Origin of the sequence: Pseudarthrobacter sp. (assembly GCF_036675385.1) — a bacterium.
Classification (GTDB): Bacteria; Actinomycetota; Actinomycetes; order Actinomycetales; family Micrococcaceae; genus Arthrobacter.
In genome coordinates this window covers 1-15,200 of sequence record NZ_JAKFFD010000154.1, presented here as the reverse complement: position 1 = coordinate 15,200, position 15,200 = coordinate 1, and the positions used below count along the sequence as shown (strand labels likewise).

The 15,200-nt window shown below is 64.6% G+C and carries 16 protein-coding genes and 1 pseudogene; 10 read left to right on the top strand and 7 right to left on the bottom strand.

The features are described 5' to 3' along the window. Positions 1-192, top strand: a pseudogene (locus V6M49_RS12405) (DeoR family transcriptional regulator); the annotation flags it as partial. Here V6M49_RS12405 and V6M49_RS12400 read toward each other — a convergent pair. Continuing rightward, positions 189-1,208, bottom strand: coding sequence for a LacI family DNA-binding transcriptional regulator (locus V6M49_RS12400; protein WP_252600331.1), 1,020 nt, complete (start codon positions 1,206-1,208; stop codon positions 189-191). The pseudogene V6M49_RS12405 and the gene V6M49_RS12400 sit on opposite strands and share 4 nt — an antisense overlap. Before the next feature lie 17 nt (positions 1,209-1,225). Further along, the gene (locus tag V6M49_RS12395; RefSeq protein WP_332761276.1) at positions 1,226-2,425 is read right to left on the bottom strand and encodes a Gfo/Idh/MocA family protein; all 1,200 of its coding nucleotides are present in this window, start codon (positions 2,423-2,425) and stop codon (positions 1,226-1,228) included. Positions 2,426-2,635: 210 nt separating this feature from the next. On the opposite strand from V6M49_RS12395, the gene V6M49_RS12390 reads away from it, so the two are divergent. The 5 genes from V6M49_RS12390 to V6M49_RS12370 all read left to right on the top strand — a co-directional run bounded on the left by V6M49_RS12390 (position 2,636) and on the right by V6M49_RS12370 (position 8,552). Next, complete coding sequence (locus tag V6M49_RS12390) at positions 2,636-3,577, top strand: carbohydrate ABC transporter permease (RefSeq protein WP_332761275.1); 942 nt, start codon at positions 2,636-2,638, stop codon at positions 3,575-3,577. A 10-nt stretch (positions 3,578-3,587) separates the two neighbouring features. After that, the gene (locus tag V6M49_RS12385) at positions 3,588-4,514 is read left to right on the top strand and encodes a carbohydrate ABC transporter permease (RefSeq protein WP_332761274.1); all 927 of its coding nucleotides are present in this window, start codon (positions 3,588-3,590) and stop codon (positions 4,512-4,514) included. Between the two features lie 46 nt (positions 4,515-4,560). After that, positions 4,561-5,904, top strand: a complete 1,344-nt coding sequence (locus V6M49_RS12380) for an ABC transporter substrate-binding protein (RefSeq protein WP_332761273.1) — start codon at positions 4,561-4,563, stop codon at positions 5,902-5,904. 95 nt (positions 5,905-5,999) lie between these two features. Then, positions 6,000-8,216: an alpha-galactosidase gene (locus V6M49_RS12375; RefSeq protein ID WP_332761272.1), complete on the top strand. Its 2,217-nt coding sequence runs from the start codon at positions 6,000-6,002 to the stop codon at positions 8,214-8,216. Positions 8,217-8,327: 111 nt separating this feature from the next. Next, entirely contained in the window at positions 8,328-8,552 is a 225-nt protein-coding gene (locus V6M49_RS12370; RefSeq protein ID WP_332761271.1) for a hypothetical protein, read from the top strand. 82 nt (positions 8,553-8,634) lie between these two features. Here the strand turns inward: V6M49_RS12370 and V6M49_RS12365 are convergent, their stop codons facing one another. Next, positions 8,635-8,778 carry a hypothetical protein gene (locus tag V6M49_RS12365; RefSeq protein ID WP_168223591.1) on the bottom strand — a complete coding sequence of 48 codons (144 nt, stop codon included), beginning with the start codon at positions 8,776-8,778 and terminating at the stop codon, positions 8,635-8,637. Here V6M49_RS12365 and V6M49_RS12360 point away from each other — a divergent pair. Further along, complete coding sequence (locus tag V6M49_RS12360; RefSeq protein ID WP_332761270.1) at positions 8,777-9,367, top strand: CGNR zinc finger domain-containing protein; 591 nt, start codon at positions 8,777-8,779, stop codon at positions 9,365-9,367. The two genes, V6M49_RS12365 and V6M49_RS12360, sit on opposite strands and share 2 nt — an antisense overlap. A gap of 194 nt (positions 9,368-9,561) precedes the next feature. After that, complete coding sequence (gene aroQ, locus V6M49_RS12355; RefSeq protein ID WP_141141598.1) at positions 9,562-10,041, top strand: type II 3-dehydroquinate dehydratase; 480 nt, start codon at positions 9,562-9,564, stop codon at positions 10,039-10,041. Positions 10,042-10,084: 43 nt separating this feature from the next. Here aroQ and V6M49_RS12350 read toward each other — a convergent pair whose 3' ends face one another. Further along, on the bottom strand, positions 10,085-11,269 hold the full coding sequence (locus V6M49_RS12350) for a MarP family serine protease (protein WP_141141599.1): 1,185 nt from the start codon (positions 11,267-11,269) through the stop codon (positions 10,085-10,087). A gap of 265 nt (positions 11,270-11,534) precedes the next feature. On the opposite strand from V6M49_RS12350, the gene V6M49_RS12345 reads away from it, so the two are divergent. Continuing rightward, positions 11,535-12,212 carry a Crp/Fnr family transcriptional regulator gene (locus V6M49_RS12345; RefSeq protein ID WP_011693220.1) on the top strand — a complete coding sequence of 226 codons (678 nt, stop codon included), beginning with the start codon at positions 11,535-11,537 and terminating at the stop codon, positions 12,210-12,212. A gap of 323 nt (positions 12,213-12,535) precedes the next feature. Here V6M49_RS12345 and V6M49_RS12340 read toward each other — a convergent pair whose 3' ends face one another. From V6M49_RS12340 to V6M49_RS12330, 3 genes are read right to left on the bottom strand one after another with little or no spacing between them, the layout of a single operon-like run. Beyond that, positions 12,536-13,447 carry an NUDIX hydrolase gene (locus V6M49_RS12340; RefSeq protein WP_141141600.1) on the bottom strand — a complete coding sequence of 304 codons (912 nt, stop codon included), beginning with the start codon at positions 13,445-13,447 and terminating at the stop codon, positions 12,536-12,538. 17 nt (positions 13,448-13,464) lie between these two features. After that, a complete protein-coding gene (locus V6M49_RS12335) occupies positions 13,465-13,998 on the bottom strand; it encodes a RidA family protein (protein ID WP_058931305.1) in 534 nt (177 codons plus the stop codon). Positions 13,999-14,000: 2 nt separating this feature from the next. Next, positions 14,001-14,156, bottom strand: a complete 156-nt coding sequence (locus tag V6M49_RS12330) for a DUF4177 domain-containing protein (protein ID WP_099093395.1) — start codon at positions 14,154-14,156, stop codon at positions 14,001-14,003. Between the two features lie 37 nt (positions 14,157-14,193). Here V6M49_RS12330 and V6M49_RS12325 point away from each other — a divergent pair. Continuing rightward, on the top strand, positions 14,194-15,200 hold a 1,007-nt coding region (locus tag V6M49_RS12325; protein WP_332761269.1), incomplete at its 3' end, for a transglycosylase domain-containing protein.

Here is a 15,200-nt window from a genome sequence, read left to right as displayed (position 1 = left end):
GACCGGGCGTTCGTCGCAGCCGCCCGGAAAACCGTGGTCCTCGCCGACCACACCAAGTGGGGGCTCCTGGGCATCAGCACGATTGCCCCGCTGGACGCCGCAGATGAGGTCATCAGCGACGCCCGGTTGGGCCCCGAAGCCCAGCGCATCCTCGGCGAGCGGGTGGGCAAGATCCGGATCGCTGCAGCCTAGGGGCAGCCGCAGGACTGCCGGATCTGCAACTCGGCAGGAAAGATGAGATGTTCCGATTCGTGGCCGCGATGGGCGCCTATTAGGGCGCTGACAGCGGCCTCCGCCATTGCCTTTGCCGGCTGTTTCACTGTTGTGAGGGGAGGCCAGCTGTACTCAGCTTCAGCTGAGCCGTCGAAGGACGCCAGGGCGATGTCGTTGGGGATCGACAGTCCCGCCTCATGGAGTGCCCGGAGGATACCGACAGCCTGCAGGTCAGAGGTGGCAAAGATGGCCGTCGGGCGGCTCGCGGAGGCCAGGAGGCGTTTTCCTGCGGCGTAGCCGCCTTCCCGGGTGAAGGCGGTACGAACAATGGGGCCTTCAGGCAGGCCTGCCCCCGCCAGAGCCTGCAGCCAGCCCTCTTCACGGCCGTCATAATAGTTGCCGGTGTTTGTACCCATGGCAAGGGCGATACTGGTGTGTCCGTGGCCGATCAAGTGTTCAACGGCTGATTTTGCGCCCGCCACCAGATCCACGCCAACGCTATTAAATCCGGGCGCATCGGCACTGTGGTTCAGGAGAACAACAGGTATCTCCGCCGATTCAAGGTCCGTCAGGCCCGGTTCCATCAAGACACTGGACAGTATGACGCCGTCCACCTGGCGTGCCGCAAGGTTGCGGACGTGCCGGAGTTCCTTCGCGAGGTTTCCATCCGAGTTGGTAAGCAGCAGGGCGTAGCCCAGTTCAGCGGCAGCATCTTCCACAGCGTGTGCCAGCAGCGAGAAGAAAGGGTTGCTGTTGTCCGGAATAACCAGCCCTATTGTTTCGCTGGATCCCAGCTTCAGGGCCCGCGCGGCAGCGTTCGGACGGTACCCCAGCCGGCGGATGGCGTCCTGGACCTTCGCTTCCGTGGCCGGCGCCACTCTCTTGGGCCCGCCGTTAACTACATAGCTGACGACGGCGGTGCTGACGCCCGCGTACCGGGCAACATCCTTGCGGGTCACCGGGCCGCGTGGGGCCTGCAATGCGGGAGTCGTCATGGTGTACATGCTAGCTATCAGATCCCCGGCGCGTCGCCGAAGTCGCGGATAGGCAGCCGCTCTCCGCCGCGGAGGGCGGACTGGTGCGCCACGATGCCGGGCAGCGTGAACCGGGCGGCAACCCAGGCGTTGACCGGCGGCAGGGTGCCGGTGTTGACCGCGGTCACGAAGTCATCCACGAGGAAATGGTGGCTTCCCTCGTGGCCGTTCGGTGCGCCACGGAACTCCTCCGGCAGCCGATCAGCGTCATGGACCGGCGAGAGTCCGGACACGAAGGCGTCCCTCAGTTCCGGCGCAACGTTGGCCAGTGACGGGTCATCGAGGGACATACTGGGCCGGGTTTCGAACTGCTCGGAAATGTCTTGGACGTTTTCCTTGTCCTGCCAGACCGTGACTTTTGCAAGCTGTTCAAAGCTGGCCTCCGTCCCGAAGAACCTGAACCGGGACTCCCTGATGTGTGATGGGTAGCCCACGCGGCGCATCTCATTGGTGCGCATAACGCCGCCGTCGTTGAGTTCAAAGAGGGCCGTGGCGTTCGAGAAGTCGTTGCCGAACATGCTGACTTCCTTGTCGAAGACGCCGTCGTTGCGGTCATCCTTGACTCCGACGCAGCTGACGCTGACGGCGTGCGCGGGGACGGCGCCGAGGACTCCCCCAACAGCGTGCGTCGGGTACAGCATCGGCGGGTAGCTGGCGGTTTCCTTCCAGCGATCACCGCCGCTGTACTGGTAGGCATCGTAAAAGCCCAGGTCCATGTCGTGGACGTAGTCTCCTTCGGTGTAGAAGATCCGCCCGAAGCGGCCGGCCGCATACTGCTTGCGTGCGTAGACGGTGGCCGGGTTGTAGTAACTGGTCTCCCCCATCATGTAGACCAGGCCGGTTTCACGGACGGCGTCGATAATCCGGGCGATTTCTTCCTCGGAGATGGCCATGGGGACGGCTGAATAGACGTGTTTGCCGGCGCGGAGCGCCTGCTCCACCAGCGGACCGTGCGTCCAGCGCTGCGTGAAGATGGCCACGGCGTCGACGTCGGAGGCGAGGAGGTCCTCAAAGCTCGCCTCGGACCCCGCCAGATGGTACCGGTCCACGGCCTCGGCCGCGCGTTCCGGAAGCTCGTCCACCACATAGACGTCGCTGACGCCGGGGTGGAGATTGAAGAGGTGCGCGAACTGGCCGCCGAACTGGCCAACTCCTACTACGCCGATTGAAAACGTCATTGTTTGCCTTCCCTGGGTGCTGTGACGGAGCGCCGGCAAGCGCTGTCCATCAGGATTTCAGTGTTTCATTCGAATCTACTCGAGTCAATGCCCTAGCGACTGGATAATCCCTCTGGAAATAAAAGAAAAACTAACACTTGCCACTCGAGATCTACTCGTGTAGATTTCTCAGCAGTTGTTATCCACATCACAGTCAGGAAAGGGTCGACGATGACCACCCTTGCCAAAAACGCGAAATCCGCCCCGCCCCAGACCGGAGCACCCAAGCCGCGCGGCGGTTACCGCCGGCTCGGCGACCTCAAGATCGCCCTGTTCTTCATCGCCCCGGCAATGATCGGGTTCATCTTCTTCTACGTTGTCCCAACCATCCGCGGCGTGTACCTGAGCTTCACGGAGTACAACATCCTCGGAGACCCGACCTGGGTGGGGATGGACAACTACACGGCGATCGCCAAGGACCCGCTGTTCTGGAATTCCCTGGCCGTCACCGGCCAGTACGTCCTCATCAACATCGTCCTCCAGACAGCCCTGGCACTGGGACTGGCCCTCCTGATGCACCAGGTCGCCAAGTCCACGCTCATCCGCGGCGCCCTGCTCCTGCCCTACCTGATGTCCAACGTCATCGCGGCGCTGCTCTGGTTCTGGATGCTCGATTATCAGATCGGCGTGGTCAACCAGTTCATCGAATGGGCCGGCCTCCCCCGCGTCGCGTTCTTCGGCAGCGAAGAGTGGGCCATCCCCACCCAGGCAGTCATCAACACCTGGCGGCACATGGGCTACACCGCGCTGCTCATCTTTGCCGGCCTGCAGGCCATCCCCGGCAACATCTATGAGGTCGCAAAACTCGACGGCGCCTCAGCGTTCCAGACCTTCCGCAAGATCACCATTCCGCTGCTCCGCCCGGTCCTGGTGCTGGTACTCGTGGTGACCGTGATCGGATCCTTCCAGGTCTTCGACACCGTGGCCGTCACCACCCAGGGCGGACCGGTGAACGCCACCCGCGTGATCCAGTACTACATCTACCAGCGGGCCTTCACCGAGTCGGACTTCGGTTACGGATCCGCCATCGCCGTCATTCTCTTCCTCATCCTCGCCCTGGTGGCCTTCATCCAGATGAAGTTCCTCAAGGGCAACGAGTCGGACCTGGACTAAGGAGTCCCCCATGACATCCACCACCAGCCGCGCACCGCAGCAGGCCCCGGCCCGCCGCCGTCGTCCGTTCAACACCCGCCGCGCAGGTGCCTGGGCCCTCCTGGTCCTCGCCATCGCCGTCTCTGTCCTCCCGTTCCTTTGGGTGCTGCGGACGGCGCTGTCCACCAACGCGGCACTGGCCGCCAACTCGGCCAGCCTGCTTCCCGCCGATTTCACGTTCGGTGCCTTCATGCGGGTGTTCGGGCTGCAGAGCCCCGCGGACGCCATCGCCGAGGGCGGTTCCGGTGCCACCATCGATTTCTGGCTGTACCTGAAGAACTCCATCATCTTCTCGTCCATCACCACCGCCGGGGCCGTGTTCTTCAGCGCCATGGCCGCCTACGCCTTTGCCCGGCTGCGCTGGAAGGGCCGGAACGCGGTGTTCAGCCTGTTCCTGGGCACCATGCTGGTCCCGCCGATCTTCACAGCACTGCCCAACTTCCTGCTGATCAAAAACCTGGACCTGCTCAACACAATGCTCGGCATGGTCCTGCCGTATGTCTTTATGACGCCGTTCGCCATCTTCTTCCTCCGCCAGTTCTTCCTGAACATGTCCCGCGAGGTCGAAGAGGCAGCCATGCTCGACGGCGCCAAGCACCTCCGCATCTTCTTCCAGATCGTGCTTCCCAACGCCGCAGCACCCATCGCCACCCTTGCCCTGCTCACGTTCATCGGCCAGTGGAATGAATACTTCTGGCCGCTGCTCGTCGGGTCCCAGGACGATGTGCGCGTCCTGCAGGTGGGCCTCGGAGTCTTCAAATCCCAGGCACCCCAGGGTTCCCCGGACTGGTCCGGCCTGATGGCCGCGACCCTGGTTTCGGCCCTGCCCGTCCTGATCCTCTTCGCTGCCTTCGGCAAGAAGATCGTCAACTCCATCGGCTTCTCCGGCATCAAGTAAACCCCCAAAAACCCCACTCCCCAACTCCCAAACGGAAAGTAGAACCATGAAGAAATCCCTCGGCGCCGTCGCCGTCGCCGCAGTTATGGCACTGTCCCTGTCCGCCTGTGGCGGAGGCTCATCCTCCTCGGCAGAGTCAGCCAAGGGCGAGATCAACTACTGGCTGTGGGACGCCAACCAGTTGCCCGCCTACCAGCAGTGTGCCGACGACTTCGCAAAGGCCAACCCGGACATCTCGGTCAAGATCACCCAGCGCGGGTGGGACGACTACTGGAGCACGCTGACCAACGGCTTTGTCGGCGGCACGGCCCCGGACGTTTTCACCAACCACCTCGGACGCTACGGCGAACTCGCAGAGAACAAGCAGCTGCTGGCCATCGACGACGCCGTCAAGAAGGACAACATCGACCTGACCCAGTACAACGAGGGCCTCGCAGACCTCTGGGTTGGCCAGGACGGCAAGCGCTACGGCCTGCCGAAAGACTGGGACACCATCGGCCTGTTCTACAACGAGGCCATGCTCACCAGCGGCGGCGTCACCGAAGAGCAGATGAAGAACCTCACCTGGAACCCGCAGGACGGCGGCACGTACGAACAGGTCATCGCCCACCTGAGCGTTGACAAGAACGGCAAGCGCGGCGACGAGGCCGGCTTCGACAAGAACAACGTCGCCGTCTATGGCCTTGGCCTCAACGGCGGCGGCGACTCCTCCGGGCAGACGGAGTGGAGCTACCTCACTAACACCACCGGCTGGTCCCACACGGACAAGAACCCGTGGGGCACGCACTACAACTACGACGACCCCAAGTTCCAGGAAAGCATGGACTGGTTCGCCGGACTCGTGGAAAAGGGCTACATGCCCAAGCTGGAGACCACCGTCGGCGCCAGCATGGCCGACACGTTCGCGGCCGGTAAGTCCGCCATCAACGCCCACGGTTCGTGGATGACCGGCCAGTACACCGGCTACCAGGGCATCAAGGTGGGCATCGCCCCCACGCCGGTGGGCCCCGAAGGCAAGCGTGCCTCCATGTTCAACGGCCTGGCCGACTCGATCTGGGCCGGAACCAAGAAGAAGGACGCCTCGATCAAGTGGGTTGAGTACCTCGCCTCGGCCGACTGCCAGGACGTTGTGGCTTCGAAGGCCGTTGTCTTCCCCGCGCTGAAGGCCTCCTCCGACAAGGCTGCCGAAGCCTTCAAGGCCAAGGGTGTGGACGTCACCGCGTTCACTGAGCACGTCAAGAACAAGACAACCTTCCTGTACCCGATCACGGACAACACCGCCAAGGTCAAGGGCATCATGGAGCCCGCCATGGACGCAGTAGTGTCCGGCAAGGCCCCGGCCAGCTCCCTGACCCAGGCCAACGAACAGGTCAACGCCCTCTTCAAGTAGGCACCAGCTTGACCGACTGCGCGCCGCGGACACCTTGTTCCCGCGGCGCGCAGCCTCGTATTCTTACTCACACCCCCGTAGAAGGACAGCATCTTATGGACCCGCTCCACCTCCGTACCGCCGGCACCAGCCTGGTGATCAGCTTCAACAGCGGGGAGGCCGAGATTATCCATTGGGGCGCCGATCTGGGTGACGCCGCCCTCCCGGACCTCGCCATTCTCGGCGAACCGATCCCCCACTCCGCCATCGACGCCAACGTGCCCGCCGGCCTCCTGCCGCAGGCATCCTCCAGCTGGCGCGGCCGTCCCGCCCTCCGTGGCCACCGCATCGCCGACGGCGTCTCCGGCCTTGACTTCTCGGCCCGCCTCCGCGTCGTGACAGCGCGCACCGAGGGCAACTCCGCCGTCATCGTCCAGGCCGATCCCGAAGCCGGCCTCACGGTCTCGTCTTCACTGACACTGCACGACGGCGGCCTGCTGGAGCTGCGCCACACCCTCACCAACGACGGCGCCACGCCCTACCAGCTCGACGAGCTGGCCACCGTCCTCCCGGTGGCGCCGGACGCCGTCGAACTCCTTGACCTGACCGGGCGCTGGTGCCGGGAACGCCACCCGCAGCGCCGCCCCATCCAGCAGGGCACCTGGGTCCGCACCGGCCGGCACGGCCGCACGGGACACGATTCATCGCTGCTCTTCGCCGCCGGCACCGCCGGCTTCGGCAACCGCCACGGGAAGGTCTGGGCCACGCACCTGGCCTGGAGCGGCAACCACGAACAGTTCGCCGACAGCATCGGCGACGGCCGCACCATGATCGGCGGCTCCGAGCTCCTGGGCCCGGCCGAGGTCATCCTCGCACCCGGCGCCAGCTACACCACCCCGGCGCTCTTTGCCGCATACTCGGACCGCGGCCTGGACGGCATCAGCGAGGCCTTCTACAGCTGGTTCCGGTCCCGCCCCCACCATGTGCTCCCCGCAGCCGGTACGGCTACCGCTCCAGGCAAGCCCCGCCCCGTGGTGCTGAACACCTGGGAAGCGGTCTACTTCGACCACAACCTGTCCACCCTGATCGAGCTGGCTGATTCCGCCGCCGAACTGGGCGTGGAGCGGTTTGTGCTCGACGACGGCTGGTTCCGCGGCCGCCGCGACGACCACGCCGGCCTGGGCGACTGGTACGTCGACGAATCACTCTGGCCCGACGGCCTCACGCCCTTGATCGACGCCGTGACCTCCCGCGGGATGGAGTTCGGGCTCTGGGTGGAACCGGAAATGGTCAACCTGGACTCCGATATTGTCCGCGCGCACCCTGAATGGATTGTCGGTCCGTCCGTCCAGAGCTACAAGGACGGCGGCCGCCTGCCGCTCGAGTGGCGGAACCAGCATGTGATCGACCTCGTCAACCCTGACGCGTGGCAGTACATTTTCGACCGCGTCGACGCCCTGCTGCGCGAGAACAACATCAGCTACCTCAAGTGGGACCAGAACCGGGACCAGCTCGAGCACGGCCACGCCGGCCGCTCCTCGGTCCACGAACAGACCCTGGCCGCCTACAGGCTCTTCGACGAACTCAAGAAGTCCCACCCCGGCGTCGAGATTGAAAGCTGCTCCTCCGGCGGCGCCCGCGTGGACCTGGGCATCCTGGAACGCACCGACCGGATCTGGGCCTCGGACTGCAACGACGCCCTCGAACGGCAGACCATCCAGCGCTGGACCGGGCTGGTGGTCCCGCCGGAGCTCGTGGGCGGTCACGTTGGCCCCACCACCTCGCACACCACAGCCCGCACGCACGACCTGTCCTTCCGCGCCATCACCGCGCTCTTCGGCCACTTCGGCATGGAGTGGGATGTCCGTGAAGTCCAGGGCGCCGAACGCGAGGAACTCAAACGCTTCATCGGGATCTACAAGGAACACCGCGGCCTGATCCACTCCGGGCGCATGGTCCGCGCGGACGTCCCCGACGATTCCCTGATGCTCCACGGCGTGGTTGCTCCCAGTGGTGCCTCGCAGGGCACCGATCTCCCGGGCACGACGGCGGCGCTGTTCGCCCTGGTCAGCACGGGCACCGCGTTCGCGGAACAGACCGGACGGATCACCATCCCCGGTCTGGAACCGGACCGGGACTACCGGGTGGAAGCCATCTTCCCGGCGCCCGGAGACGCCGACTATTCCCACACATTCACCCAGGTCCAGCCGCCGGCCTGGCTGGCGGACGGGGCGGTGGCCGGTGGCCGTTTCCTGGCCGAAGTGGGCCTGCCGATGCCCATCCTCAACCCCGAGCACGCCTTGCTGCTGAAGGCGACGGAAGTCGAGGCTTAGCGTCGGTCCTTAGACGACGCTACTTCCCCGTGAGGGGCCAGATTCCCGTCCCTGAGCCGGACGGGAATCTGGCTTCGTATCGCACCACTCCCCCACCACAAAGAGGCCCCCATGCGTCTTCCCTCGATTGACCTGCGCGACTACCCCCAAGGCAGTGACCTGCACGGCCAGTCCCTGAACTGGCTCTACGCCAACGGGCTCGACCCTTTCGCCACCACCCCAACCGAAGTCATGATCGTCGGGGAACACCTCACCGTCCAGATATCCGGCAGTACCTGGCGCACCCTCCCCATGCAGGCACCACCCGAAAAATATGGGCTGACGCGCAGAGCCTGACCGTTCAGGCCAGGCGTCAGGTAGTGCGACAAATCTTCACACGCGATCCGCGTGTTCTCCCCGGCGCGGCGCCAACTGCTGTTCATCGTCCTACGACGGCGGCGAGGAGGTTCTCGGTGCCGTCCTTGAGAAACATGGTGTGGGCGCCGCAGGGGCAGTGGGAGTAAGTAACGGTTCCGGTGGACGTGGCGTGCCGAGAGAGGACTTGCCAGATATGTTCATGCATGGAACCAGCATCCAGTAATGGGTTGATGCCGTTCAACCATTACACTTTGGGGGTGGGATACAGTCACGAAAATCAGGTGGGAGCCCAACTGGCCGCTGCCCTGGTAAACGCCCGGGCAGGAGACGACCTTGAGGCTGTGCTGCGGGATTTCAGCATTCGGGAACCGCGGCTGGGTGCTGATGCGGATCATGGCCTTCGACGTTGGGCAACTGAACTGGCATTGGCATTCGCAGCCGAAACCATTGATGAGCGATGCCGTTCCATCAACGCGCTCCTCGAACGCTCCGCGGGGAGGATCTCGCTGACCACCCATGACGCTTCCCGTCCCCATTTGCACCTCTTCCCGGAGGGCGATGACATCATGTCCCGGGTCAAGGCCGTCACGGCCGGCGGCCTGGCATTGTTCGTCGCCTGGAGTGGCGGGCACCGGATCGGCACCTGCGCCCGGCCGGCATGCGTCAAGGCGTTCATCGACAACTCCAAGGCCGGCAGACAGCGCTACTGCAGCGCCCGATGCGGAAACACCGACGCAGTCGCCCGGCATCGACAAGCCGCCAGCATGCCCTCTCGCAGCAGGGCAAGAACGTGAAAGTCGCCGCAACTTTCTCCAAATCCTGAAAGCCCGATATATGCGGTGAGGCCCGGCGGTGGCTTGACACGTGTCCCTTGCGACGGATCCTGCACCATCATTCAGCTGCCACGGTCCACGGCCGCCGGAAATCCGGCCTGGTCGAATGGCCCGGGCCGAATGATGGTGCAGAATCCGGCGGGTAGATTGGAGCCATGACTGACGTTTCCTCCCCTGACTCCGCATCTGCCTCCGCTGCCGGGCGCGGCACGATCCTTGTGATCAACGGCCCCAACCTCAACCTGCTGGGCACCCGTGAGCCGGAGAAGTACGGCACCTCCACTCTCGCGGACGTGGAGCAACTGGCAGCCACTGCGGCGCAGGCCCACGGCTTCACAGTGGAGTGCGTCCAGTCCAACCATGAGGGCGTGCTCCTGGACGTCATCCACGCAGCCCGCGGCACCGCCGTCGGGATTGTGCTGAACGCCGGCGCCTTCACCCACACTTCCGTGGCCCTGCGCGACGCCCTGGCAGCGGTGCAGCTTCCCGCCGTCGAGGTCCACATCACCAACGTGCACCAGCGTGAGGAATTCCGGCACCACTCGTTCCTGTCCCCGGTGTGCGCCGCGGTGATCGTGGGAGCGGGCGTGTTCGGCTACAAGCTCGCCATCGATTACCTGGCCGAGGCGCTGTAGCCCGGCGCTGTGGGCGCAAGCTCTGTGGCTCAGGCCGCCCGGGCTACTTCTGGATGCACTGCCCGGAGGAGACAGGAGCGCTGAGGCTTGCGGCCTGGGATGCGACCGGGAACAGGTCATTCATGGTGATCGCGAAACCCATTTCGGTGTCCGAGGTTGCCTTGGCGAAAATGACGCCGGCCACCAGGCCCTCCATGGTCAGCAGCGGGCCGCCCGAGTTCCCGGGCTGGACGTTGCCGGCGAGGCGGTAGATCTCTTCCGGGGCCGGGTTTTCGCCGTAGATGTCGGGCACCAGAACCGAGGTGATGTCCTGGACCGTGGCGGGGTTGGACTGGAACGGACCGCCGTGAGGGTACCCCGCGAAAGCTGCCGGGCTGCCGTTCGGTAGGTCGGACGTCAGCGTGAGTGGTTCGGAAGGCAACCCGTCAACGGCCAAAACGGCGAGGTCGTGCCTGGTGTCGAAATACACCACCCGCCCGGGCATTGCGCCGCCGTCGGGAATTTCAACCACCGGCTGCGACACGCCCGCCACAACGTGGGCATTGGTCACAACCCGGCCAGGCGAAACCACAAAGCCGGTGCCGGTCTGGTTCTGCCCGCATTGGTAGGCGGTTCCGGCTATTTTCAGGACTGACTGTGCGGCCCGGTTCAGTGCCGGAGTATCGGTGCTGGCATTGGGCACCGCCACTGGCTGCCCCTGGTCCAGACCTTCCAGCAGCGTGGGGATTCCGTTGCCGATCACCGTTGACCGCAGCTGCGCCATGGTGGTCTTCAACGGGACAGGGGTCAGCCCGTCGATGTACCGGATGACTTTGGACTCGGCCAGTTGCTGGGACACAACCGGAACGCCCAGGGCGCTGACGCTGAAGGCAAGCATGGACATGACCAATGCCGAGACCACCACATTGACGGCCCCGCCCACCAGCCGGTCCACAGCACGCAGCGGCTTGATCCGCACGGCGCCGCGGATTTTGCGCCCGATCATGGTCCCCAGGCCATGGCCCAGAGCCATCAGAACGACGGCGGCGGCCACGATGGCGGTCAGCCTCCAGCCGGAGTCTTCCACGAAGTTGCTGACCAGTGGAACGGCAAAGAAGGCAGCCACGGCGCCCGCGGCAAAGCCGGCGATACCCCCAAGGGTTACCAGGAAGCCGTTGCGCAGGCCATAGATCAGGTAAGACAGCAGGGCAAGGATCAGCGCCAGGTCCAGAACAGTCAAGCCAAACACTGAGCGCTCCTCTAATACGGTTGAGACCCAATTCTAGTGGCGCAGGCTGACATTATTCTGTGGGCGCCAGTCTCCCGCCCATCGGGGCCAGCTTCGCCTCACGTTCAGTAGTCAAACTCACACCCCGGGCGCGGCCGGGCACCGGATCGGGCCCGCATTACACACTGTCAGCGGCGTTTCCGCTGCCAAGTACGTCACAGAACCTTGAAAATTCTGAAACAATGGCAAAAGCGCCACAGCCGACACTTTTTATTCAGGAGATTTCATGGACATCGAGGTACTGCGCCGAGCACCCCTATTTGCCACGCTCGACGACGAAGCATTCCGCCTGCTGACGGACGAGCTGACCGAGGTGGACCTCTCCCGCGGTGCATCGGTATTCCGCGAGGGCGACCAGGGCGACCAGCTCTACTTCATCGTCTCCGGCAAGGTGAAGCTGGGCCGCACGTCCCCCGATGGCAGGGAGTCCCTGCTCGCCATCCTCGGCCCGGGTGAACTGTTCGGCGAAATGGCACTCTTTGACCCCAGCCCCCGCACGGCCACGGCCACGGCTGTCTCCGAAACCCGCCTTGCTGGCCTGAAGAACGAAAGCCTCAACGCCCTGCTGCGGACACGCCCCGAGGTTTCGGCGCAGCTGCTGCAAGCCCTGGCCCGTCGGCTGCGCCGCACCAACGATTCACTCTCGGACCTGGTGTTCTCCGACGTCCCCGGCCGCGTGGCCAAGGCCCTGCTGGACCTGGCCGACCGCTTCGGCCGGCCGGCAACCGACGGCGTCCTGGTAGCCCACGAGCTCACGCAGGAAGAGCTGGCCCAGCTGGTAGGCGCCTCCCGCGAGACGGTCAACAAGGCCCTGGCAGAGTTCGTCCAGCGCGGCTGGCTCCGCCTCGAAGCCCGTGCCGTAGTGATCCTCGACATGCAGCGCCTCCGCCAGCGCTCCCGCTAAGCCAAATAACAAAAGCCGCTCCGGTTCTGAACCGGAGCGGCTTTTGTTGTTAACTCACCTACGGCGGAAGACGGCACTTCGCCTCGATTAGACCCCAGTACCGACCGACCTGCTTCCGCAGCACGATAAGTGAGAGAGCGTTGCCCAAGAACCTGCATCAAATGAGAGAGCGTTCGAGCTGGGCGGCGGTCTTTCGCGTAGGAGCGCATCGCGGCGCATCGGGCGCCGAAGGTCGCTCAGCGACCGGAGGTTCCCCTATGCGTTGTGTCTAAGCGACGGCGAAGGGCCGCTTTCCGGCGGACTTAACCAGGCGATCCGCGGAGCTAGCGCTCGCGCTGGGGGTCTCCGGCTACGGTTTTGGCGGCCTCGACTTCGAGCATGAGCGTGCCCTCTTCTTCGACCAGCCGTGCCTGGTACACGTGGGGTTTGCGTTTGTAGCTGAGGTAGGCGATGCAGCCGTTCGCTGCGGCCATCTTCTCCAGCATGATCTCCGACCCCGGCACCAGGAGCTGGCCGAGGGTAAGGCCAACGGTGTTCTCCTGGCCCACTTCATCGCCCAGGGCAGTGGTGCTGCGCGCGGCGATGGCCTTGGTGGCGCACACCCAGCGGCCCCAGACGCCCTTGCTCTCCAGCAGGCTGGGCTGCTGGTTCATGGGGACGGTGGCGGCGAAATAGCGGGTGTCGAAGCGGCGGTGCGCGAAGTCGGGGCTGCGCCAGTTGACGAGCGGCTTCAGCAGGTCGGTCCGCAGCGAGAGTCCCCGCTTGGCGAGGAGCTCCGTGAACGTCTTCTCCTGGCCGGCAACGGCCACGCGGGCCCGCATCCAGTCCTGCGTTGACGTGTTTTCCACGGTGGTGGACATGTCCGGCCCGGCAAGGAGCACGCCGGCTTCCTCAAAGAGTTCGCGGATGGCGCCCACCACGTGGCGCCGCGCCAGCCCGACGTCGTCCGTCCCCATCTGCTCGGCCCAATGCTGGGGTGAGGGGCCCAGCCAACCGACGGCGTCGTCGTCGGACGCCTCCAGGGAACCTCCGGGGAACGCGAGGACGCCCAGCGGCGAGGAACCGGGCCGGTACCCCAGCCACGTCTCCAGGCCGGTGGGCGAATCCCGCAGAAGCACGACGGACGATGCGTAGCGGGCGGCACGCGGGGTCCGCTCGCCGTGTTCGAGCCAGCTTTGGGCAGCCCCTTCAAGATCCGGAGGAAGGGCAAACAAGCGTCGGGCGAGCTGAGGCAATTGAGTGAACCGGGTCCTTAGCTGAATTCAGCGATCAGTTCGACCTCTACGGGAGAGTCGAGCGGAAGAACAGACACGCCGACGGCGGAGCGGGCGTGCTGGCCTGCGTCACCGAAGACCTGGCCGAGGAGCTCGGACGCGCCGTTGATGACGCCCGGCTGTCCGGTGAAGGCAGGATCGGAGGACACAAAGCCCACCACCTTGACGATGCGGGTGATGCGGTCCAGATCGCCGATGACGCTCTTGATGGCCGCCAGCGCGTTGATGGCGCAGACAGCGGCGTAGGCCTTGGCGTCCTCCGGGGACACGGTGGGCTCGTCGGAGGCGCCCTCTGTGCCGGTGGAGACCTTGCCGGTTGCTTCGAGTTTGCCGTTAATAAACGGCAGCTGGCCGGAGGTGTAAACATGGCTGCCGGTGATGACGGCCGGCACGTAAGCGGCGACGGGGGCGGCCACCTCGGGCAGGGTCAGTCCCAGCTCGGCGAGGCGCTGCTCAACGGCTGAAATCGGCGCGGTTTCCGCGCCGGACGTGGTCTCTGCGGGGGTGCTCATTGCTACTGCTTCTCCCTCTTGAGGTAGGCAACCAGGCCGTTGCCGTCCGGTCCGGTGATTACCTGGACGAGCTCCCAGCCGTCCTCTCCCCACTGGTCCAGAATCTGCTTCGTGGCGTGAATAATGAGCGGAATCGTCGCGTACTCCCATTTGGTCATGAGCTAAAGACTAGTCCTTGCCGGTAAAGTGGAAAACATGGTGACTCGTAAGAACCCCATTTTCGACACGGCCACTACCCTCGGAAAGATATTTGGTTTCCTCGGTGTGAGCGCAATTTGTGGTGTCCTGGTGGCGGGCCTTCTGGTTCCGGCTGCGGCCGTTTCCGGCAGCGCGGCAAGCGGTTCCATCGAGTTCTTCGATACCCTCCCGGCAGAGCTGCAGGTGGACCCGCCCAGCCAGTCCACCCGGATCCTCGCCGCGGACGGCAGCCTGATCGCGAACCTCTACGAGGAAAACCGGACCAAGGTTGCCCTCGACCAGATTTCGCCGTTCATGAAGGAAGCGATCATCGCTGTCGAGGACAGCCGGTTCTACGAGCATGGCGGTGTGGACACCACCGGCATCCTCCGCGCCATGGTCAGCACGGCCCGCGGCAACAAACAGGGTGCCTCCACCATCACCCAGCAATACGTGAACAACGTACTCAACGCCAACCTCGCCGCCGAGGGAAACACTGATGACATCAAGCTCAACGGTGTTAACAAGGGCGTGGGAGACAAGCTTCGCGAAATGAAGCTCGCGATCGCCCTGGAGAAGAAATTCTCCAAGGAGCAGATCCTCGAGGGTTACCTCAACATCGTCTTCTTCAACCGCGACGCTTACGGCATCGAGGCCGCGTCTAAATTCTTCTTCAGCAGCACCGCGAAGGATCTGACCCTCCCGCAGGCAGCACTCATGGCTGGCCTGGTGAACAGCCCGGCGGCCTTTGACCCGATCACCAACCCGGAGAACGCTAAGGAGCGTCGCGACCTGGTCCTGGGCCTGATGCTGAACCAGGGAAAGATCACGCAGGTTGATCACGACGCCGCCGTGGCCACCCCCGTGGAGCCGAAGGTCACGCCGTCACGCCAGGGCTGCGCGTACGCCTCCACGGCACCTTATTTCTGCGACTATGTGCTGCACCTGCTGCTCAACAACCCGGCCTACGGCGCCACTCCCAAAGAGCGTGAGCAGATGGTGTTCCGCGGCGGCCTGACCATCAC